This is a genomic window from Lactobacillus huangpiensis (assembly GCF_019972815.1).
Classification (GTDB): Bacteria; Bacillota; Bacilli; order Lactobacillales; family Lactobacillaceae; genus Lactobacillus; species Lactobacillus huangpiensis.
Map to the genome: position 1 here is coordinate 41,001 of NZ_BPPA01000002.1, position 22,207 is coordinate 63,207.

The window sequence follows — 22,207 nt, forward strand, 5'->3', positions numbered from 1 at the left end:
GTGGTTGTTTTTAAAAAGAATTGAAAAAATAATAATAAAGTGGTATAATTCACTCCAAAGGAGTTGTTTTCATTGCCAACATCTATTATGACCATTAAGAGTAAGCTGGATTCACATTTGGGTGATTCGTTGACTGTAGTTGCAAGAGCCGGACGTAAGAAAGTTACAAAAAGACGTGGAATTTTAAAGAATACTTTTCCCGCAGTTTTTGTAGTTGATCTAGACCAAGATTCAAACAATTTTGAACATGTTTCTTATAGTTATACGGATTTGTTAACCAAAAACATTACATTAAAATTTGATAACGCTGTACAGTAAAACTACAGCGATATCCAAATAATACTTTTTGGCATTAACATTTGGTAAAATGTTAGTGCCTTTTTTTATGGTTAAGTGTATAGTAGTAACTGGCAAAAGACAAACAATAGGAGGGTAATTCTATGAAACGTTCAGAGAGATTAGTTGACATGACTAAATATTTGATGGAACGACCACATGACTTAATTCCGCTGCCATTTTTTGCAAAAAGATATGGTGCAGCAAAGTCTTCGATCTCGGAAGACCTTGCCATTTTGAAACACACTTTAGCAAATAATCAAGATGGTATTTTAGAAACTGTAGCAGGTGCGGCCGGTGGTGTGCGCTATATTCCTTTTTGGGGTAAAAAGCATGCTCAGAAATATTTAAATGAATTGGCCAGTCGTATTGAAGATCCTGACCGTATTTTAGCGGGAGGTTTCGTTTACCTGTCCGATATCATTGGTAATCCGCAAGACTTAGACAAGATAGGTAAATTAATTGCTACCAGGTATGCATATTCTGACATTGATGTTGTAATGACTATTGAAACTAAGGGTATCGCTTTAGCACAGGCAGTTGCACGCTATTTAAATGTGCCATTTATCATTGCACGTAAGCGTTCAAAAGTCACAGAAGGTGCAACGGTTTCAGTAAACTATATTTCTTCTTCACTTGATCGTGTTTCTAAAATGGAATTGCCAACTAGAGTGTTAAAAGAAAATTCTAATGTTTTGCTGATAGATGACTATATGATGGCCGGCGGTACTTTAACAGGAATGCAGCAATTAGTTAGAGAATTTAATGGTAATATTGCTGGTGTTTGCGTTTTATGTGAAGCAGATTTTGATGATGTTAAATTAATTGAGGGCCATCTTTCTTTAGTAAAAATCAAAAGAATTGACGACAAGAAGAAAGTCATTGTGGCAGAGCCAGGTTCGTTAATTGCGCACACCGATTTTGACCGCTTTTAGTTTATAAGATGATATACTAAAATATAATAATAATCTAGGAAAATAAAAGAGGCTAAAATTAATGAAAAAGTTTGTAATTGTTCTGGCAGCGGGCAAGGGAACCCGTATGAAATCAAAATTGTACAAAGTCTTACATCAAGTATGTGGCAAGTCAATGGTCGAATACGTTGTTGAAGCAGCGCAAGCAATAAAACCAGACAAAATAGTTACAATTGTGGGTAATGGTGCAGAAGAAGTTAAAAAGGTTCTTGCTGATAAGTCTGAGTTTGTTTTACAAAAAAAGCAACTTGGTACAGGTGATGCCGTTTTAACTGCTGCAGATGAGCTAGCACCAGAAAAGGGTGCTACTTTAGTAATTACGGGTGATACACCATTATTTACAAGCCAAACTTTTCAAAAATTATTTAATTACCACCAAAGCAAAGGCAATGCGGCTACTGTTTTGACAGCCCAAGCTCCAAATCCTTATGGTTATGGTCGCATTATTCGAGACGATCAAGATAATGTTTTAAGAATTGTTGAACAAAAAGACGGCACACCAAGTGAATTAAAAATCGACGAAATCAACACCGGTGTTTTTTGTTTTGACAATCAGTTGTTATTTAGTGCATTAAAAAAGGTCGATAATCATAATGCTCAAGGAGAATATTATTTAACTGATGTGCTGGAAATTTTGCGTAACGAAGGTCAAAGAATTGGTGCATACAAAATGCCAGATTTCAGCGAAAGCCTGGGAGTTAACGATCGATCAGCTTTGGCTCAAGCTACCAAAATTATGCAAAAAAGGATTAATAAAAAGCATATGGCAAATGGCGTAACTTTCATTGATCCTGATACGGCTTATATTGATGCGGATGTTAAAATTGGTTGTGATACGCAGATTGAAGGCAACGTCGTAATTAAAGGCAATACTGAAATTGGGAGCGACTGTTTAATAACTTCTGGCTCCAGGATTATTGATTCTAAAGTTGGTAACAATGTTACTGTAACTTCTTCAACAGTTGAACAAGCTGAGATGGATGAATTTTCAGACGTTGGCCCTAATTCACATTTGCGCCCTAAAGCAATCCTAAGAAAGGGTGTCCATATCGGAAACTTTGTAGAAATTAAAAATGCTGAAATTGGTGAAAATTCTAAAGTAGGTCATTTGACTTATATCGGGGATGCTACTTTGGGTAAAGATGTTAATGTTGGCTGTGGCACTATTTTCGCTAATTATGACGGCGTGAAAAAAGATCATACTAACGTGGGTGATCGTGCGTTCATTGGCTCTGGTGCTACTTTAGTTGCACCAGTTAATATTGCTGACCACGCTTTTGTGGCAGCAGATTCGACAATAACTAAAGATGTAGCCAAATATGATATGGCGATTGCTCGCGGTCGTCAGGTAAATAAACCTGATTACTGGCATAAATTGCCCCTATCTAATGATCCTGACTGGAAATAAAAAAGAACTAAAAATGAGCTGGAAGATTTTCCAGCTCATTTTATTTGCAGCATAACTAAAAAAATAGCTCCAGAGTTTTAAACTTCTGGAGCTATTGATGTAAAATTAATTATTTAAAATTAGCTTTTTTAACAAACTTATTTTTAGCAATAATATAGTATTGCTTGTTGTTTATTTTGACTGGATCGCCATAAGTTTTAACTGCTTTACCTTTCTTGAAACCTTTTTTACTAATTCGATTACCATGTTGACTATAAATATAAGCGTTACGCCTTAATTTGATCTTTTTGGAATCTATATTAGCAGCAGAGATGAATAGACCATCTTCCAGTTCGTAGAATGACCTGCCATTAATCGATTGCTTGTTAGCGGTATTTACACTTGAACCAACAAGAATTACTAACTTATTGGCACGTTTTCCTTGCTTATCATATAAATATGAATTGTGCATAATTTCTTTTTCGACCACTGGATGTGGTTTTTCAGTAATCGGAGCTGTGGTAACAGTAGCAACAGATGCTTTTTGGACTGCAATATTTGCGGCCTTAACAAAACGGTTTTGAGCAATAATAAAGTACTTCTTGCCCCGAATGGTTACTGCACTACCGTACGTATTAATATTATTGCCTTTTCTTAACACACCCGCTTTCTTAATTCGTTTGCCATGTTTATTGTAAACATAAGCATTATGTTTTAATTTTTGACTGGTTGAAACTACGTTGCTAGTAGCAACATAGTAGACTTGGTTCTTTTTGCCTCTATCAACCAGAATGTAATAGTGTTTCCCGTTAATTTCTTTTATACCATACGAAGTAATGATTGAACCGGCACCAAGGACAACTTTATTTGCACGTTGACCTTTTTCGTCATATAGGTAGGCATTGTGCATTAAAGCCAATTCTTCGCTATGGCTTAAATCAAGTTCTGGTTCTTCTTTTTCTTCTTTGTCAGCAGTATTAATCGGGTTAGGGTTGAATGGAGCAGGGGCAGAACTAGTATTAATGTTATTGCTATGGTTATCATCATTTTCTTGACTATTGTCGTTACTATCAAGAATATGGTCAATTGTATCAGAATCTGTACTATCGAGATAAAGTTGATTAATTGCATCATCACGGAGTTTAGTAATGGTTTTACTATCATTAACTTCAGGCTGATTAAGCGCATTATTTGCAGTATTAAGATCAGTATTAATTTGGTTAATAATAGCTTTCTTTTCTTGCTCAGTGTATTTGCCAGTGGACTGAATTTCACTTGTAGCTGCTTTTTGTGCCTCCGCTAGAGCCCCAGCAGCAATTGCCTTTTCACCGGCTAATTCTGTTGCAGCGAGTTTATCCGCGTTGGCAGGATCATTGAGCGCATCTTTAGCATTTTCGTATGCTTGATCAACACTAGTGGTGTTGGCTTTATCATTAAACCTGTCTGTAAGAGCCTTAACAGCGGAATCATAGGCGGCTTTCAGTCTTTCTCCTTGTACTTTGCTATTGTTGTTTAAAACATCTTCAAGTTCTTTACTATCACTTACAATAATACTGCTTATTCTGTCAACTGCATCTTTTCTGGCAGTTTCTATTCCAGTAGAATCCTGAGCTTGAGCAATAGTACCTGTTTGATCCGAGCTAGCTTTAGCTGCTTCTTGGTCAATGCGGTCTTTTATTGCCTGTTTTTCAGTATCAGTATAATCGTTACCATCCTGATGTTTTAATTTATCAACTTGGTTTTTAGCGTTAGTAGCGGTGTCAATTACCGAACCCTTAGCTATTTCTTTTTCAGCTGCAATCTTATCAGCTGCAATATCTGCAGGTGAATCACCATTGACACGTGAATGCTCCTGATAGGCTTGATCAACGCTGGTGGTATCGGCATTTTCACCAAACTTGTCTTTTAGTTCAGCAACTGCTTTTTGGTGTTTATCAGCCAAATCGTTATTTGCCTCTACTTTAAGTAAACTAATGGACTCATTTTTGGCAGCATTACCGGCGCTGTTAATATCATCTTTGGCGGTTTCGGTGATTTTATCAATCTGGTCCTTTTTGCCTGATGTATCACCTTTAGGAGCAGTAACTGCATCAATTTTGTCCTTGGCCTTTTGGCTATCATCTTTAATTTGCTTTTTTAGCCTGTCTTTTGATTCAGTTGATAATTTATCATTATCGTCAATTTCTTTAGTAACCTTATCAGCTTCTTCGTCAATGTCAGCTTTAGCATTTTCCTTATTGATAATAGTCATAGCCTCATCATAAGCAGCACTGGCAGCCTGGATATTTTGAGCTTCATCAATAGCTTTTATTTGCTCGTCAATACGATCTAGCACTTCTTGAGTCAGTTTATCTTTTAATCTGTCTTTTAGTGTATTGTAGGCGTCGTTAATGCCAATTACTCCATCAGCACCTGCAAAAGCATTTTTTTGTTCATCATTAAACCATTCTGGTTCCGTGCCGGTTTCAGGTTTAGTTAACAGACGATCAATATTTTGACCAATGTTTGTTTCATCTGGGATGTCGCTAGTTGCTGTAGCCTTTTCTATATTCTGGAAACTCTGTTGATAAGCATCATCAATTGCAGCTTTAGCTGCCTTCTTCTGCTCGGCAGTTAACTGAGATTGATCAATTATATTATGGGCCTTAGTCTGTTTATCCTTTAGAATATCTTCAGCTTTTGTCTTTTGACCAGCTAGGGCAGCTTGATCTTTAATAGCATTGAACTTGTCAACTGCTTGATCTCGTTTGCCATTTATTTGGTCTTTAGCCTCTGTTTCAGATTGTTGAACAGAATTAATGTCAGTTTTTGCTTGCTCAACAATAGTTTTTATTTGGTCTTTCTGCTTTTGCTGATCCTCTGGTGACAAACCTGATTTTTCTATTGCATCATTTGCTTCTTTTTGAGCTTGTTCGACCTGAGAGATTGCCTCTTGTTTAGCTTTGACTATTTCGGCTTTTTCTTGCGCAACTTGGAAAATACGGTCGATTTCTTTTTTACCGAAATTAGGAATTTCATCCTGTTGAGCTTTACCTTGTTGGGCATTTTGAGCTTGTGCTAGTGCATTTTCGTAAGTATTCTCAAGTTTAACACCCGCAATCTTATCTATGGTTCTATTGACGGCTTCATCAAGTTGCTTTTGCAGTTCTTCAATTTGCTCTTGCTCTAGATTAGTTGCCACACTGGCAATTTCCCCTTTATTTTTAAGGTATTCCTTAAACTTGTTAATCAGATTATTTTTTTCCGCAGTCAGTTGACTAGGCAACTTGGCCTGATCAATATTTGTTTTGGCATCTTGTTCTAACTGCGACAGCTTATCACTTGTACCGGCATAAATTAAACTAATAAAGTTATTTAAAACTCGTTCAATATCTTTATATCCGCTAGCGACATCATTACCGGCTAAGTCTAAACCATCAATATCAGTTTTGGCACTTGCAGCATATTCTTTCAGGCTCTTAACTATTTGATTTTTATTATCAAAGTCATCACCTAATTTGCTAATAGTGGCAATGCCCTCACTTGCCGCTGTTTGAATTTGCGTAATAGTGTTTTGCTTATTATTTCTAGCGGCAATAATATTAGCAGCAGCTTTCTTTTGTTCTTGGTCTATTTGGGCTTTCATTTTGTCAGCGACAGCGCTGTCTTCAGTTTTATCAGCTTTAGCCTTAGCGCTAGTGGCAGCAGTTTGTAGATCGTTTAGGGCTTTAGTTAAAGCTTCTTCTTTATCAATATCACTGCCAATGTTGTTAAGAGCAGTCTCACTTTTACTTCTGGCATCATTGATTTTATCTTGAGTAGTTGCAGCAGAAATCTTGGTTTTAGCAGTGCTTAAAGCTGCGCTAATAGAATTGCTTAATTTATCAACCTGGTTTTGATCAAGTTTATTTTGCAACAGGTCATTCTTTAAGCGTTCGTTCAATTTCTGCGCTTGTTCAACCAGTTTATTGTATGCGACATTTTGTTCTTCCAGTAAAGCAGCATTATTCTTGGCATTTTGCACCATACCATTAATTGCACCTTCGCCTGCTGCTTTAGCTTTTTCAACTTCAGTTGAAGTTTGTGCTTGTTTAATATTTTGGATAGCCGTTTCTTTATTTGAATTGATTTGTTCAATCAATTTGGCTTTTTCTTCGTCACTTAAGGCTGACTGGTCAATGCTATTGATAGCATTCTTAGCTGTTTCGGCAATATCTTCTAAATATTTATTGGCATTATTCTTGGCAGCTTGTAATTGGGCAGCACTCAAAGCTTTGTCAATGTTAATAATTCCAGTATTCTTAGCAGAATCTATATCGGTTTCAGTTTGTTGACCATTAACTTGGTTAACAGCTAAATTTTTAGCATCCGTTGCCTGACTCTTATATTTGTCCTTTTCTTGGTCGCTTAAACCCGCAATTTGGTCAATTTGAGATAAGATTCCCAGGACATCAGGATTATTAGTTTGGCCGTTGAGTTCTTCAGTAAGCTTTTTAATAGCAGCGGCTTTAGCCTGTTTAATTTCCTCAGCATATTTATCATCTGCAGTAGACTTAATAGCTTTTATCTGCTTAATAGCAGTATCTTTAATGTCCAAGACTGAATTACTTTCTTCGGCCGCATCAATGGCTGAATTAGCAGTATCAATGATTGAATCAACGCTATCTTGATCTGCCTTATCTTTCAGGCTATTCTTGATTTCGTTAGCAGCATCTTTAATAGTTTTTCTAGCTTGCGCTTTAGTAATTGCCAAGTTGCCGCTTGCTTCAGCTTTATTAATGGCAGTAATAGTATCGGTAGTTATTTTATTGACGTCATTTTTGCTTTTGACGTTTTGTAATTTGTTGATGGCATCAGCGGCAGCCTGATTAATAGCTGTGATTGCCTGATCATATCGGGGTTTAGCGTCAGCCTGTTCTTCTTCGCTCAGCGAATTATAGGAGGAATTCAACCTATTAATTGCTTCAAGAGCTGCTTTTTTTATAGTCTTTTCGCTGTTATTTTTGGCCTCTGCCAAATCCGCAGCAGTAGCATCTGCTACTACTTGGTCAATAGCATTTTTGCCGTCGCTTTTAGCTTGATCAACTGCATCATTAGTCTTTTGCAACTCTATATTTTGCTTAGCCTTATCCCGTTCGTCATTTATTTTTGAGATAGTCTTGCTCTTATCAGCATCAGACATTGAAGACTGATTAATGTTGTCAATTGCTTGTGTAGCAATTTTATCAATTTCGTTCTTGGCGTTATTAATATTGTTATCAAGGCTTTGAGCATCCCGGATTACCTTACGCATGATATCGTTGCCTGTTTGCTTTTCAGTATCAACTCGATCAATAGGAGCATTCTTAACTTTGTTAACTGCATCATCGTAATCATCGTTTAACTGCTTAATTAGCCCGTCTTTTGTACTACTATTGACATTTTGTAAACCTGAAATTTTATCGTTTACATTGTTATAAACACTCAATAAATCTTTCAGGGCAGCATTTCTAGTTGACTGTAGGGCTGCTTTATCGCGGATTTTATTTAAGGCCTCGCGACTAGCATTAGCTGCTGCAGCAATTTCTTCTTTAGTAGTGGCATTTTGAATATTAGTTTTTGCTGTCGTTAATGCTGTAGCAATTTCTCCATAATAGTTATTCTTTTCTTGACCGGAAAGGTTAGGATTTTGTTCGATATCCGCCCGAATTTTTTCAGCTAAAACGTTTAGTCCAGTATCTTGGTTAGTTAATGCGTCATCTTTTTGTTGCTCTAAGAATTTTGCTTCTTCGCTTGCAATACTGCCAGCAACACTAGCCATAGCAGCAACGCCGTCATCTCTATCTTTAACTACTTGATCATTGGTAAAGTCACTATAAACCTTGTTAGTTGCTGTTTCGTAGAAGCCATTAATCTTACTTGTTAAGGCGTTTTTTTGCTCTCTATTAATTTTATTATCTTCAAAAGCCTGATTAATAGTGGCTAAGTCCTTTTCTCTCTCGGCTTGCAAAGCTTTATTTGCTTGAGATTTAGCGACCGCCAATTGAGCAGCTGCCAAGTCCTTGTTGATACTATCTTTAGCAGCTTGCTTGGCAGAATTAATACCATCAGTGTCTTTAGCTGCATTAATTTCTGCCTTGGCACTATCTAAGTCTTTAGCAATCAGTTCTTTAAAATGTTGTTTATCCTCTGGGCTTAAATCGGAGTCGGCAAAGCCATCAATTTTGTCTTTAGCTGCTTGAGCTGTATTTTCAATTTCTGTAATTGCAGTTTGACGTTGTTGATCTAAATTATTCGTAGCAGCGTTCGCGGCATTATTCTGATAGTCTGTAATATTTTTAATAGCATCGTCTCGATCTGTTTCAATTGCATTTTCATCTTCGTCTTGAGAAACATTGGCAATCCCTTTATCGGCTGCAGCGTTAATTAGATTTTGATACTTAGTACTATCCGCGTCACTCAGGTTCTTATTGCCCTTAATTTCAGCAATTGCTTTGTCTCTAGCAGTTTGAATATCCATAATAGCTTGATTGCGTTGGCCCTTGATGTTCTGTTCGTTAAGCAAATCGTTTAATGCAGCAGTACCTTCTTTGGTAACTTTGTCAATGTCTGCTGGAGTTTCTCCGTTATCAATGCGGTCGTAATATCCTTGATCTCCAGTAAGCAAATCATTGGCTTTATTTACAGCTTCATCTTTATTTTTAGCCGTTAAGTTAGGGTTATTTTGAATTTTAGCTATAACATCTTTTTTGATTGCTTCTAGTTGGTTTTTAGCAGCAGTTTTATAGGCGTCTAAAACATTCTTTTTACCATCAATGATGTCTTGTTTAATATCGGTAAGTGAGTCATGGCTATCAATCGTGTTGGCAGCATTAGTGACCGCGTTATCAATATTAGTTTCTTGGTCAACCCCTAAATTACTTTTTGCTTCATCTGCGTCTTGTTTAACTTGCGCTTTAGCAGCCGTCTTATAAGCGTCTAAAACATTCTTTTTACCGTTAATAATGTCTTGTTTAATATCAGTAGCAGAATTGTGACTGTCAATCGTGTTACCAGCATTGGTGACTGCGTCATCAATATTAGTTTCTTTAGTTACTCCTAAGTTGGTCTTAGCAGTATCTGCATCTGCATTAACTTGTGCTTTAGCATCTTCTTTAAAAGCGTTTAAAATATTATCCTTTGTCGATTTTAGTATTTGGGAAATATTTTGGCTGCTGGCAGCATTATCTTTAATTTTATCAATTGCATTTAATGCATCTGCCATAGCTGTCTCGGCATTGTCTACTTTGCCAAGGACATTTTCATAGCCTCTGGTATAACCAACAATTTCTGATTTAGCAGCAGCTTTATTGATTAAACTTTCAGCAGCATCTTTTCTCTTATTGATAATTTCGTCATCATCAGTGCCGTAAATAGATTTACTGGTATCACCAGTTGTAGTTGTCGTATCAGCAACCACTTGCTCTATTTCATCAAGATATTGTTTTTGTTCATCCTCAGATAAACCAGAGTTTTTAATCCGCTCTTTAGCTTGGGAAGCTGCTTCTTTAATATCTTTTGCTGCCTGGTCTTTATGTTTACCGGTATGGGTGCCCTTAATATTATCAAGTCCCTTATTAACGTCATCTTTCGGATTATTGCTGCTAATAATATCTTTAATCGCCTGATTTAAGGCATCTTGAATGTCTTCTTTATCATCTGCGTGTTGCGTAATTTGTTCTTTAGCAGCATCTTCTAAAGCTTTGACGGCAGCAATAGTATCTTGAACGCCTTGAATGGCATCTTTTGCTTCTTTTTGATGGTTATCAATAGCTTTTTCAGTATCGTCTTGATCAATATCACCTTCGGTAGCAACGATTTCTTTTGGTCGCTTTAGCCTATCTTTTAAACCAGTAATCAATTCGTCAACAGGCAATTGGACGTTGTCATCTTTAGCAGCTTCAGCAATAGCATTTTCCACGTTTGAAATTGCTTGTTTAATATCTGTTCTGGCATTTTCACGATAATCTTTACCAATTTGGTTGATGGCATCAATCCCGTCACTAACCACCTGATCGAGGTTGGTGGCGTTTGTTTCGGGAGCATCAACAGTACTTATTGCCTCATCTTTTGCAGCATTTATTTTTTCTGACTGTGAAGGAAACTTAGAAATTTGCTCTTTAGCCTGGCTATCTAACTTATCTTTTGCATCCTTTTTGGCATTTTCATACTCTGCTTGACCTTTAGCCGTTTGTACAGCCTTTTCTACCAAGTCTAAAACGGTCATTTTTCTATTATTTACTTCGCTAATTGCAGTCTTGGAAGGTTGCACTCCGTAAACTGATTTGCCGGAATCATAGTTGCTGTCTGTACTATTTGCAGCATACTTAGCGGCTTCATTCAGTGCGTCAGTGAATGCTTTTTCCTGATCTGCAGTCAAGTTATTTGGCTTATTGGCTTTAGCTGTGCTAATAGCATCTTTAATTGCCTGAGCTGCTTCTTGTTGTATTGCACTAAATGGTTTAATGCCTAGACTAACTGTAGTAGGGCGAACGCCACTGGCAATATCTAAGGGACTATATTCAATAAAGTTCGCATGAGGAGTTAGTTGAATTGTAGCGTCTTTAGCCATTTTAGTAGTAATTTCAGCAGGAATAGTAATGGTAAAGGTGCCATCTGGAGCTACTTTAGCGGCAAATTTTGTTGGTAAAAATGCCAAATCATTTGCTTCACCGCGATAAGTATCAACTGTTTCAGCGTATGGATTAGCTATTGTGGAATCAATAACAGCTTGACCATTTTTGTATACACCGCTATCTTTAAACTTGGCTAAAACATAGGCTTCAGTACCGCCAGGTAAGATATTCTTAAAAAAGTTGTCACTATCAGGACCATCTTTTGCAGGATCATAGTATAATACATGACCTTTGACTAGTTTTGAACCATCTTCTTGACTGGTTACTGTTACATCTTCTGGGTCTATGTCTAAGAACCCACTTTGATTAGCCGGCGTAAATCTGATGTTATTGTAGCCTGGGTTATCTTTACTGGAAAAAGCTGCTTCAACGATGGCTTGAAAGAGCAGGTCATATCTTTGATGATTGTAATTTTGCAGCAATTTCTGGAAGTTTTTAGGCGCATTATTGAGAATAGCATTAAGCTGTGGACTATCTTTTTTGGCTTTTTCTAAGTCGAAGATTCTTTGACCGTTTAATACTTCTAAATTGTTAACTGCAACAGTTTTAGCGGTTTTTTCTACTTGTAAGACATGGAATGGCGGTAGCACTATATTGTTGTTGCTATCAGCTGATCCATTTAAAAGTTCACCAAGGTTTAAGGACTGGCGAACATTTGTGACAGTTATTTTATTATCACCGATAATGCTGGTACGGTCATTGTTATTCAGATGGGCGTCTAATACAAGTGAAGTTGGGTTATTGACAATCAATTGCCCGGTATTGGCAACATCAACCAATTTTATTGCACCTGTACCGGCATCACCAACTAATTGAATTTCAAAACCACCGTTTTGGACATTGGCTGTACCATCAATTTGCACCAGCGAGCCAGTATAATTGCCCATGTTTTGCCCAGTAATCTTGAGAGCACCGCCGGAGTTAATGGCAAAGTCGCCCCCAATATAAATCAGGTTTTGCTTATTTCTAGTTGAAATATTACCATTTGTGTTGACGTTAATAATGCCGCCTCTACCAATATTAACTTTTGATTTGGCATTATCTAGGTAAATAGCTCTGGCTTGACCGTTATTTTGTTTGCCCGCATAATTAATTCCTTCACTTTGTCCGATGTTAATGTTCACCTGACCATGAACAGTTACTTGTGCATCATCACTAATAAAGATCGCACTGACTGGATAGCCGTGTTCACTGTTATTAGCACCATTTGTGCCGTCATACGTCTTAAGTGGGGTCAGGTTAACAACTGCTCCTTCTTCAACATTTAAAGAGTTGCCTTCTCCTCTCATTTCAATCAAGGTGCCGCCAAATGTTGAACCGTCAAAGTGGCAACCTGCCTTAAAAGTAATGCTATTATTGCTACTGGTAAATTCTAAAAGTTGCTGATTACTGCCATCAAACAACCAACCGACATTACCTGGAATTTTGATAGTTTCCGCGTGAATTTGTCCTTCAAAAATAATATCGGTATTATTTCTGGTAAAGACTAACTGTGAACCATAAAAGACAATATTTCTAAAAGTAACTCTAGCTTTTTGGTCTTTATTCATATTAGAGGTATTAATGACACCATAATAGTCAGTACTCTTCAGTATCAGGTTTTCGTAAGTCATATCTAAAGAAGAATTACTGGCAAGAGTAGGATCGATACCCTTGAAATCAAGAGTGTACTTCGCATTACCAGCAGACTTAATTAATAATTTTCTGCCTTGAAAATAGGAGTGGCGTTTATCTTTGTCAGCACTAATATTATTGGTGATATCGATCTCGCTTACACTACTATCTGTTAGAGCACTAATAAAGTCCTTCCAGTTACCTACGCTTCTTTTTTGGCCAACATCTCTTAAATCTCTATTGGTGATTTTAGCAGTTAAACTGTCTTGCTTTTGCTCGGTTTGATCCCTATCTGCAGTATCAACTGCGGTAGGATCAGCAGTTTTATTTTGGCCGCTCTGCTCATTGTCATTTTGCACATTACCAGTGACAGAATTCTGCTTGTCATCTTTAACCGCATTGATGTCTTCGCTGTCCGTTTTGACCCCTGTGTTACTTTGCTCATTGTTGCTGCTATTTCCCCTTAAAAAAGAACTTAAGCCAGAAAACGTTCCTAAATTTGGTTCGCTTTCTGGCTTAGTGGTTTTGGTTATATTATTAGTAGCAGCAGTTGAATTTTGAGCAGCATCATCCCTAGGGGTAGGGGTGGGAGTTGCCTGAGCGTCAATTTTTGCTATTACTTTTGACTTTTTGCTTATTTGTTGGGGTGGAATAACAGTATCAGCACTAACTGTTTTACTGCTAAGTCCTAGGTAAGTAAAGCCAAGCAATACTGAGGTAGCGCCAATACTCAATTTACGAATTGAGAAATGGTCTTGCTTAGCTTGCATTGCCATTTTTTTCACCCGTTCATTGTTATTATTCTTTCCTAACATACAAATGTCCTTTCTTATTTTCAACTACTATACAATTATCAATTTAGTAGATGCCTATATAAATGTCAATTATTGCGATTATAATATCATTAGTTTATAAATTAAAAACTTAAAGAAATTGAACTGAGTAAAAAGTGCTATATAGTGTAAAAATAAGCGCAAACAAAGTGATGAATTTGTAATAGAAGAGAAGCTAATAATGAAATTGATAGCATAAAATAAATTGTATTTAAAATATATTTATATAGTATTTTAACTATATTGCATTTTTAAAGATCAAATGTATTAAAAAACGGAAGCAAAATATAAAAGTTAATTGAATGAAAAACTTACAGTTTAGTTTTAAAAATTTTGCAGTTTTTTTACATTTATGCAAGAGTATTAAGAAAGTGTAAGCAATGCTTTACTTTATTTGTATCAACCATTTTTTAGTATACAATATTATGTATTGATAGAATTTTTATAAATAACGAGGTAGAGAAGCAAAATGAAATTTAGTCATAAATTTATGATGGTATCGGCTGCTGCGTTAATTGGTGTCAGCCCTGTAATAGGAGCAGGTCATTTTACTGTTGTGCAAGCGGCTGACAAGGTTGCAACTAAGAAAAACAACAATTCAAAGCAAAATACGATTAAGTTAAGTCATAATGCTTATGTTTATGACAAAAATGGTAAAAGGTTAAAGACTTATATGGGTAGTGCTAAGAATACAAAAATTGGTAAAGGCATCACCTTGACATTTAGTGAGAAAGTTACAATTAAAAATAAAGAATATTATAATTTGGGTGGCAATGCTTACGTTAAGGCAGCCAATGTTGGCTATGTCAATGGCAAGAAGGTTGTAAAACCTGCAGCCACAGCGAAAGCCAAGATAAAGCATAATGCCTACATTTATGATGCAAAAGGTAAAACCGAGAAAAAGAAGATAAAAAAGGGTCAAACAGTTACTGTTGACCAACTTATTTATATCGGCAAAAAGTTGTTTTACAGAATTGGCGGTCAAAGCAACCAGTTTATTAAGGCAGCTAATGTTGGAAAAACGACAGGTGCTAAGTTAAAGCCAATTAATAAAAAGCCAAGTAAAGATGATAATTCACCAAGTGATAACCAGAACGATCCTACTGTGATCACATTAAGTCATAATGCTTATATTTATGATGGCAATGGTCATTCGACTAAAACTTTGATTAGAAAAGGCGAAAAGATTACAGTTGATCAACTTAAATATATCGGCAAAAAGCTGTTTTATCGTATTAAAGACGATAACTTCCCTGGCGAAGATCAATGGGTTAAGAAGAATAACGTTGGTATAGTTTCTGGTAAACAATTGCAGCCGACAAATTCTAAGCCAGAAGATGATACGGATATCACAACAATTACTTTGGCACGTAATACTAATGTATATAACAGCAAAGGTGTGGCTCAACCAACAAAAACTTTTGCTAAAGGTCACAGAGCACGAGTTACCGAATTAAGGTACATTTGGGTAAAGGATGATAATAAGGCTGAATTGTTCTACAAATTACAGAGTGACAAGAATGGTTATATTAAGCAAGACGATATTAGTAAAGTTAGTGGTGTTAAACTGACGCCAGTCAATACTCCTGACACAGCTAAAGATGAGACGGTTACTGCTAGTTCAACTGATAAAAAGAGCTTACAAGACTTGTTAGCTCAAGATGCGGCAGTTAAAGCAAGTGATTTATATAAACTTTCTGCCAAAGCTCTGCGTAGTGCTTATGATTCGGCCATTTCAACTGGTAGTCAAGTTAATACAGCTATTGCGACTGTAGCGCAAGTTAGTGATACAGTAAACCAAATAAATAATGCGAAGGCTGCTCTAAATGGCAAAAAAGTTGTCGTTAGTGATTTAAAAAATTTGACTATCAATGAATCTAATGAAATAGTTGATTTGGTTGCCAGTGTAAACGGCGTTGATAAAAGTGCAGTTCAGTTTAGCAACAATAATACAGTTTTGACTGTTACAAGTGCTGATGGTTTCCAGCAAACTTTAAATATTTCAGACTATGCTGCAACAAATAATTAGTGCTCTGGCATTTCAAAATAAGACGACATCTTTTGGAGATGTCGTTTTTCTATATGATTTTGTAGTGAATTAGTTAGGTACTTCACTTACTAAAACCATTTTTATGTAATATTATTGAAACGTTTCAAATAAATGAAATGAGGCTAGGAAATGGTAAAAAAGATTTTCACGAAAAAACTTTTTGTAGGTCAACTCTACATCTAATATGCAAACTGATGTAGTTGTCAAAAAGGGAGATAAGGAAAGTCAGTTTATGACGTTCATAGAGCAAAAGATGGCAGTTCAATTAAGGTATAGATATCGATAAATATCACCGCTATCCAGAAGATCTGGATATATTTATTGGTTTAGGGATTAATTGTTATCGTTTCTAAACCTCTTGGAGTAGGGTTAATCTTTTAGGAGATGGTAATTTTATGCCATTCAGTTATTATCAAAGTTCAACAATGTAGTTTATGTGTGCAAGCAGGTATGCTGTACCATGCAATTATCAAAAGAGGATGATTAGGCCTATTTATACAGTGCATTTTGCAACGACCAAAAAGAATTAAGACACGATTATTGGGCATTAAACCATATGTTTAATCAGGTGAATTATGAAAATCAGTTACTTATTAACTAAATACAGACTTAATTTATTATAAATTAGGAGATGAATATTATGTTATCAAATTCCAGTCAAACTAAAGAAAAAGAACAAACTATCAGAGATTACTTTAACTCTTGGATTAAAAAAGATTTTTCTAATCTTGATAGTTGGTTTAGCCAAGATGTTTATTACCGTGAATGCTATGGTGCTACTTATGAAGGACTAGATGAGTTAAAAGCCTATATCAATTCAAAGTCTAAAGAGCAGACAGTTTTAAAATGGGATATTTATAAAATTGAACAAACTGATACTGGTAAATTTGTTGTTACTTGGTATTTTAATGCTGTAGAAAAAGAGGAATATTACTTCGATGGAGTGTCACTAATAGAGTTTACTGGGAATAAGATAAAGAAAGTTGTGGAATATTCAACTAAACACGAAACCTTTCGTCCTTTTAAAGATAAACTCTAAATCAAATTGATTCCCATTGAAGGTGGGAAATAATAGATGAATACTTTTATTAAATAATAATTAAAAAGATGTATTTTATTAGTAAAAAATATGGTATATACCATTTTAATCACTTGACTAATATCGATTAGAGAATACTGAATTATATTGGTGTAGACCAAAGTCATAAAACCTACAGCCACAATAATTTTCGCCTGTAAAATGGTAAACGTTTCCATTTGCTATGGTATAATGCAAGTGTAGTGAAATATTAGTAGGAGGAATTATTATGAATGCTATAATTAACTGGCTAAACAAGCATCTCGTTCCTGTTGCGGCTAAGATCGGCTCACTTCGCTGGCTTGTTGCACTGCGTGATGCCTTTATCTCCATTATGCCTATTATGCTGGCTGGTTCAGTAGCTAGTGTATTAAATGCCATCTTTAGGGATGTTCCCACTAACCTAGGATGGATGGGCGTTGTTAACTCAATGCAATGGCTCATTAGTATTAATGGACTGGTTTGGACAGGTTCAACAGCGATTCTAGGATTGCTGTTTGCCTTCACGTTTGGCTATCAAATGTGTATCCAATATAAAGTTGAACCAATCGCAGGTGGCCTGCTTACATTAGGTACCTTTATCATGAGCTTGCCTCAGAGTTTTTCAGCTGACTTGAAAAATGTTCTTACTAAGGGAGATATAAAAACATTAACTGATGCTCAAATGGCTGTTAATGGCAAGAATATTAGTGCTTGGGGATGGTTTAATTTTAGCAAGTACTTTGGTGCTTACGGCTTCTTTACCATTATGATTATGGGTGCCATTTCTGTTGCAATATATATTGCTTTAGTAAAGAAACATATTACTATTAAAATGCCTGACAGTGTTCCGCCAGCTGTCTCTAATGCCTTTACAGGTATTATTCCTGCGACTGCTGGTTTGTTCGTTGTTGGAATTATTGACTATCTATTCACTCTTAAAAACACAACAGTTATTGACTTAATTGCCAAAACAATTCAAGAGCCTCTAATGAAGATGGGTCAAGGATATGGCTCGTTGTTACTGATTGTATTCTTAGTCCAACTGTTTTGGTTCTTTGGTATCCATGGTACCAATGTATTGGCACCAGTTACAGAAAGTATTTGGACTACTGCACTGATTGCCAATACTAATGCACATAAGGTGCAAAAAGCATTACCGTATATGTGGACTAGAAGTGACTTTGACCTTTATGTTTGGATCGGTGGTGCAGGTTCAACTCTGTTACTCATTTTAGCTGTTCTTGCTTTTTCAAAGCGTGAAGATGAACGTGCTGTTGCTAAGATTTCTCTCGTACCTGGAATCTTCAACATTAATGAACCTATGATGTTTGGTATGCCAATTGTTTTGAATCCAATTTACATTATTCCATTTATTCTTGCTCCATTAGTTATGGTATCAATTGCATATGGTGCTCTAAGTCTTGGCTTGGTAAACCGAGTTGCCGTACAGACAACTTGGGCAATGCCGCCATTCCTTAATTCAATAATGGCAACGATTGACTGGCGTCCAGTTATTTTACAAATTGTTAATATGGTCGTAGGTTTCTTGATTTATGCACCATTTGTTATTGCTTCTAATAACATTGATCCTAAAAAAGTTAATAAAGTTTAAGGAGCAATAGTTTATGAAACAATTAGGTATTTCACTTTATCCCGAGCAAAGTACATTTGAACAGGATAAAAAATATATGGATTTAGCCCATCATTATGACTATAGCAGAATATTTACATCACTTTTGCAATTAAAAAGTGCAAGTGGAGAAGATATACTTGCAAAGTTAAAGAAAGATGTAGCTTATGCCAATGAACTAGGCTTTAAAACAGTAGTAGATATTAACCCTGTTTTATTTAAAGAACTAAAAATTGATTACAATGATCTTGTTTTTTTCCATAACTTAGGTGTCTGGGGCTTGCGTCTAGATGAAGGTTTCAGTGGCATGGAAGAGGCTTCAATGACTCATAATCAATATGGATTAAAAATCGAACTTAATATGAGCAGGGGAACCAACTATCTAGATAGTATCATGGCTTATAATCCGGAGAATGATAATCTAATTGGTTGTCATAACTTTTATCCACAAGAATATACGGGATTAAGTGAAAAAATTTTTAATGAATATTCACAAAAGTATCGTGATTATGGATTGCATACAGCTGCGTTTATTTCATCAAAAAATGCTAAATTTGGTCCGTGGCCTGTTCATGAAGGCTTACCTACACTTGAAAGTGATCGTAAGCGGAGCATTTTTAGTCAGGTTACTCACTTACGTTTGAGTAAAATGATTGATGATATTATTATTGGCAACGCTTTTGCCAGTGAAGATGAGTTAGCTGCTGCAGCAAATGCTTTTAACAGTTCATATCCTACTTTTGGAATCGATTTTGAAGATGATATTTTACCAATTGAGCAAACGATTTGCTTAAAAGAGCCTCATTTGTATCGCGGTGATGCTTCTGCATTTCTCTTACGCGACACGCAGCCTCGTGTTGTTTATGCTAAGGAAGATATTCCGGCTCATAATAATGACAAAGCCTCTTTTGCAAGAGGAGATATAGTTGTTGTTAATGATAAATACCCGAGGTATAAAGGAGAGCTTCAAATTGTTTTAACACCGTTTGTTAATGATGGCAGACGTAATCTTGTAGGACACTTACATCCCGATGATTTAGACTTGTTAAAATCTATTGAACCTTGGAGTACGTTTATATTACAAAAAAGTTAATTACATTGACTTAATTATTAAAATTCGTGGACACTAGTCCACGAATTTTTTAGTTACTCATAATCTCCGTATATATAATATAATAATGACTGTAAGTGATTTCACATGTCAAGGAAAAAATAAATGGAATGAAAAAGATTGGATTTAGCATTAACGGTGTACCAAATATCATAAGCTTGGAAATTCCAAATAGTGCTTATACATTGCTTGGTACACTTCCGTTGTTAGAATAGCAATCAAAATGGCAAAGATAATTCCACGTCCATCCCAATAACTAATATCTGCAAAGTTTCAGTAAAGCCAAGTTTTTTAGGATCAAAAACTAACAAAAAAATCCTGCTAAAGAAAATGTAATAGGTAATAGAGGATTTTCTTTGTAATGCTGGCATAAAAAGTAGGTAATATCTACGCAAATAAAAACAGACATTGCGCTCATCGAAACGGAACTTAACCAAGAAAGTATTAAAGCATTCGTTTGAACAAAGTGAGTCAAAGCTATTAATAAGCCGTCTAGTGTAAAGGTACCTAACACTCAGTTGTTAGCATAATTATCAACATTCCGCATGGCAATTTTAGTTTCAACCGTTTCATCTATAACATCAATTGGAGAATAACTATGAACAATGCCTATTTGTCCCTGAAATTTTTTCTGACCAAATTTTGAATGGCTAATTCATTGGCATGCATTATGTTAAAGCCGCAAATGATCGTGTATTACAAATCATGCTCAGTTGGCAGATAGTTGCCGATAAAATAGCTACTGACAGTAAACCATTTGGGTTCGTTAAAAGTTGTCCAGAGTTTAATCTTGTCACCAAAAGCTTTAAAACAAACTTTAGCTGGGCAAAAGCATGTTGGTGTCGAGATTGAACCAGCCACCAACTACTGTGGCAGATCCCAGTGTAAAGTGACACAAACGCGTTATGTCATTTTTAAGGCAACAATTAATTAGTTTATTGTAAAACTCAATTCCTTTCGGACTAATATCCCCGGCACGATTTTTGATAATGCGTGGCCAAGACAAAGAAAAACGGTATGCATTTTGACCACCACCTTTCATCATTTTGATATTCTCTTCAAAATGATGATAATGATCGCTAGCTACATCACCGTTTTCTAAATTATTTTCATGTAAATAATGATCCCACATGGATTCAGCCTTATCATCAACATTCCATGCACCATCACACTAATAGGATGCTGTAGCGCTACCAAAAGGAAGTTACTATTCATATAGCTAAAATAACTGGTGAAAATATTTTTTATTTGTAAGAGTAAAAGCTGAATACGTGAAGTACTTAAACTTGACAGTCATTTTTTTAAATAGTATTAACTTTCATTTTGGTATTCACTGGAGTTTAGCTAAAAACTTATATAATTTACTTCATAAACTAAGATTCAGGGCTTGAATGTCGTTCGTTAAAGTTGAATAATAATATCAGAAGTAACTTTTTCAGACAACTTTTGGTAAAATAATAAGTTGTTAACAATTTTAATACGGAGGAAATTATGTCTTATAAAGACAATATGATGTTGTTTGCCCTCAATTCCAATGTTCCGCTGGCGGAAAAAATTGCACAGCGGGTGGGAGTGCCACTGAGTAAGTCCAGTGTGCAACGCTTTAGCGATGGTGAAATTCAAATTAACATTGATGAATCTGTTCGGGGTAAGGATGTATATTTGATTCAGTCAACCAGTGTACCGGTTAATGATAACCTAATGGAATTGTTGATCATGATTGATGCTGTGCGCCGTGCAAGTGCACAAACAATTAATATCGTGATTCCTTACTATGGTTATGCTCGGCAAGATCGTAAGACTAGACCACGTGAACCAATTACTGCTAAGTTAGTAGCTGACATGCTGCAAGAAGCTGGAGCAACCAGAGTCTTGTCACTGGATTTGCATGCACCACAAATTCAAGGATTTTTCGATATTCCTGTTGATAATTTAATGGGTGCACCATTACTTGCTGATTACTTTTTGAGAAACAAACTACAAGAAGATGCTGTTGTCGTTTCGCCTGATCATGGTGGAGTAACCCGTGCTCGCAAACTGGCTGAGTTTTTGAAGACACCTATTGCGATTGTAGATAAGCGTCGTCCTCGCGCAAATGTTTCTGAAGTAATGAATATCATTGGCAATGTCAAGGGTAAACGTGCAATCATTATTGATGACATGATTGATACAGCAGGCACTATTACACTAGCTGCTCAAGCTTTAATAGATGCTGGAGCTACTGAAGTTTATGCCAGTGCTACTCACGCAGTTTTATCAGGTCCAGCTATCCAAAGATTGAATGATTCTCCGATTAAAAATTTGGTATTGACAGATTCTATTAATCAGCCAGTAGAAAAGAAGTTGGAAAAAACTCTTCTGGTTTCAGTAGGTCCGCTTATTGGGGATGCAATCAAATGCATTCAAAAACATGAACCACTCAGTCCTTTATTTAACACTAGATACGAAAAAGATAAACATTAATAAATTATAAAATTTACTAAGATCTGCTTAACTTAAGCAGATCTTTTAGTTTGGCAGAATTACCACTTAGTCTGCTTTATTGACCCCTTAGTGAAATCCTATTGCATTTAAAATAA

Annotated in this window: 11 protein-coding genes; 8 read left to right on the forward strand and 3 right to left on the reverse strand. The window is 36.0% G+C overall.

Going from position 1 to position 22,207, the window contains the following annotated elements; genetic code table 11:
• Positions 1 to 72 precede the first annotated feature (72 nt).
• From LDM90_RS02080 to glmU, 3 genes are all read left to right on the forward strand, one after another.
• Positions 73 to 318 (forward strand): Veg family protein, encoded by a 246-nt coding sequence (locus LDM90_RS02080; RefSeq protein WP_034978009.1) that lies wholly within the window; start codon positions 73 to 75, stop codon positions 316 to 318.
• Positions 319 to 440: 122 nt separating this feature from the next.
• The gene (gene purR, locus LDM90_RS02085) at positions 441 to 1,271 is read left to right on the forward strand and encodes a pur operon repressor (RefSeq protein WP_034978006.1); all 831 of its coding nucleotides are present in this window, start codon (positions 441 to 443) and stop codon (positions 1,269 to 1,271) included.
• A gap of 61 nt (positions 1,272 to 1,332) precedes the next feature.
• A complete protein-coding gene (glmU, locus tag LDM90_RS02090; RefSeq protein WP_223896335.1) occupies positions 1,333 to 2,718 on the forward strand; it encodes a bifunctional UDP-N-acetylglucosamine diphosphorylase/glucosamine-1-phosphate N-acetyltransferase GlmU in 1,386 nt (461 codons plus the stop codon).
• Positions 2,719 to 2,827: 109 nt separating this feature from the next.
• On the opposite strand, the gene LDM90_RS02095 is transcribed toward glmU, so the two are convergent.
• Positions 2,828 to 13,720: an SLAP domain-containing protein gene (locus LDM90_RS02095; RefSeq protein WP_223896336.1), complete on the reverse strand. Its 10,893-nt coding sequence runs from the start codon at positions 13,718 to 13,720 to the stop codon at positions 2,828 to 2,830.
• Positions 13,721 to 14,246: 526 nt separating this feature from the next.
• Here LDM90_RS02095 and LDM90_RS02100 point away from each other — a divergent pair.
• The 4 genes from LDM90_RS02100 (at position 14,247) to LDM90_RS02115 (ending at position 19,610) form a co-directional block, all read left to right on the forward strand.
• On the forward strand, positions 14,247 to 15,806 hold the full coding sequence (locus LDM90_RS02100; protein WP_223896337.1) for an SLAP domain-containing protein: 1,560 nt from the start codon (positions 14,247 to 14,249) through the stop codon (positions 15,804 to 15,806).
• Positions 15,807 to 16,467: 661 nt separating this feature from the next.
• A complete protein-coding gene (locus LDM90_RS02105; protein ID WP_223896338.1) occupies positions 16,468 to 16,866 on the forward strand; it encodes a nuclear transport factor 2 family protein in 399 nt (132 codons plus the stop codon).
• 268 nt (positions 16,867 to 17,134) lie between these two features.
• Entirely contained in the window at positions 17,135 to 18,499 is a 1,365-nt protein-coding gene (locus tag LDM90_RS02110) for a PTS sugar transporter subunit IIC (protein ID WP_223896339.1), read from the forward strand.
• Positions 18,500 to 18,512: 13 nt separating this feature from the next.
• The gene (locus LDM90_RS02115) at positions 18,513 to 19,610 is read left to right on the forward strand and encodes a DUF871 domain-containing protein (RefSeq protein WP_223896340.1); all 1,098 of its coding nucleotides are present in this window, start codon (positions 18,513 to 18,515) and stop codon (positions 19,608 to 19,610) included.
• A gap of 714 nt (positions 19,611 to 20,324) precedes the next feature.
• On the opposite strand, the gene LDM90_RS09410 is transcribed toward LDM90_RS02115, so the two are convergent.
• Positions 20,325 to 20,489 carry a family 1 glycosylhydrolase gene (locus LDM90_RS09410; RefSeq protein WP_274381244.1) on the reverse strand — a complete coding sequence of 55 codons (165 nt, stop codon included), beginning with the start codon at positions 20,487 to 20,489 and terminating at the stop codon, positions 20,325 to 20,327.
• Complete coding sequence (locus tag LDM90_RS02120) at positions 20,446 to 20,760, reverse strand: family 1 glycosylhydrolase (RefSeq protein ID WP_238480227.1); 315 nt, start codon at positions 20,758 to 20,760, stop codon at positions 20,446 to 20,448. Before LDM90_RS02120 ends, LDM90_RS09410 begins: the two co-directional genes overlap by 44 nt.
• A gap of 359 nt (positions 20,761 to 21,119) precedes the next feature.
• Here LDM90_RS02120 and LDM90_RS02125 point away from each other — a divergent pair, with 359 nt between their 5' ends.
• Complete coding sequence (locus LDM90_RS02125) at positions 21,120 to 22,091, forward strand: ribose-phosphate diphosphokinase (RefSeq protein ID WP_198212912.1); 972 nt, start codon at positions 21,120 to 21,122, stop codon at positions 22,089 to 22,091.
• Positions 22,092 to 22,207 lie beyond the last annotated feature (116 nt).

Excerpts from the sequence above, each read along its gene's own strand:
- purR (WP_034978006.1), top strand. The coding sequence starts at position 441 with ATGAAACGTTCAGAGAGATTAGTTGACATGACTAAATATTTGATGGAA.
- glmU (WP_223896335.1), top strand. The coding sequence starts at position 1,333 with ATGAAAAAGTTTGTAATTGTTCTGGCAGCGGGCAAGGGAACCCGTATG.
- LDM90_RS02095 (WP_223896336.1), bottom strand. The coding sequence starts at position 13,720 with ATGGCAATGCAAGCTAAGCAAGACCATTTCTCAATTCGTAAATTGAGT.
- LDM90_RS02100 (WP_223896337.1), top strand. The coding sequence starts at position 14,247 with ATGAAATTTAGTCATAAATTTATGATGGTATCGGCTGCTGCGTTAATT.
- LDM90_RS02105 (WP_223896338.1), top strand. The coding sequence starts at position 16,468 with ATGTTATCAAATTCCAGTCAAACTAAAGAAAAAGAACAAACTATCAGA.
- LDM90_RS02110 (WP_223896339.1), top strand. The coding sequence starts at position 17,135 with ATGAATGCTATAATTAACTGGCTAAACAAGCATCTCGTTCCTGTTGCG.
- LDM90_RS02115 (WP_223896340.1), top strand. The coding sequence starts at position 18,513 with ATGAAACAATTAGGTATTTCACTTTATCCCGAGCAAAGTACATTTGAA.
- LDM90_RS02120 (WP_238480227.1), bottom strand. The coding sequence starts at position 20,760 with ATGTGGGATCATTATTTACATGAAAATAATTTAGAAAACGGTGATGTA.
- LDM90_RS02125 (WP_198212912.1), top strand. The coding sequence starts at position 21,120 with ATGTCTTATAAAGACAATATGATGTTGTTTGCCCTCAATTCCAATGTT.